The 503-nt window shown below is 66.8% G+C and carries 2 protein-coding genes; both read left to right on the forward strand.

The annotated features are described in order from the left end of the window. The coding region (locus DOU50_RS00115; protein WP_148768445.1) for an iron chelate uptake ABC transporter family permease subunit at nt 1-198 on the forward strand (198 nt) is incomplete at its 5' end. Then, on the forward strand, nt 191-503 hold a 313-nt coding region (locus DOU50_RS00120; RefSeq protein WP_148768446.1), incomplete at its 3' end, for an ATP-binding cassette domain-containing protein. The genes DOU50_RS00115 and DOU50_RS00120, both read left to right, overlap by 8 nt.

A 503-nucleotide genomic window follows, 5' to 3' on the forward strand; every position in this document is an offset into this window, starting at 1 on the left:
CGCATGTGGCTGGGGGCCGACCATCGGGCCGTGCTCCCCGGCTCGGTGCTGGCCGGTGCGCTACTCCTGCTGGTGGCCGATACGCTGGCGCGCAGCCTCGTCGCCCCGGCGGAAATGCCGGTTGGCTTATTGACCAGCCTTCTCGGCGCGCCGTGGTTCCTGTGGCTTATCTTTCGTCGCGGAGGTGCGCATGGCTGAGCGCTACTGTGCAGAAAACCTTGTTTTTCGCGCCGGACAACGCACGCTGATTAACGACGTGTCGCTGACCTTATCTCAGGGCGAGCTGGTGGCGCTGATTGGCCCCAACGGCGCCGGAAAATCGACGCTATTGCGGCTGCTGACCGGCTACCTTAAACCTGCGGGCGGACGGTGCAGCCTGGCGGGCACACCGCTTGCGGCCTGGCAGCCGGACAGGCTCTCCCGCTACCGGGCGGTGATGCGCCAGAACACGCAGCTCGGATTTGACTGGCCGGCTGAGGCGGTGGTCGGTATGGGGCGAGCGC

The sequence above is a fragment of the Enterobacter sp. C6 genome, from assembly GCF_008122455.1.
Taxonomy (GTDB): Bacteria; Pseudomonadota; Gammaproteobacteria; order Enterobacterales; family Enterobacteriaceae; genus Enterobacter; species Enterobacter pseudoroggenkampii.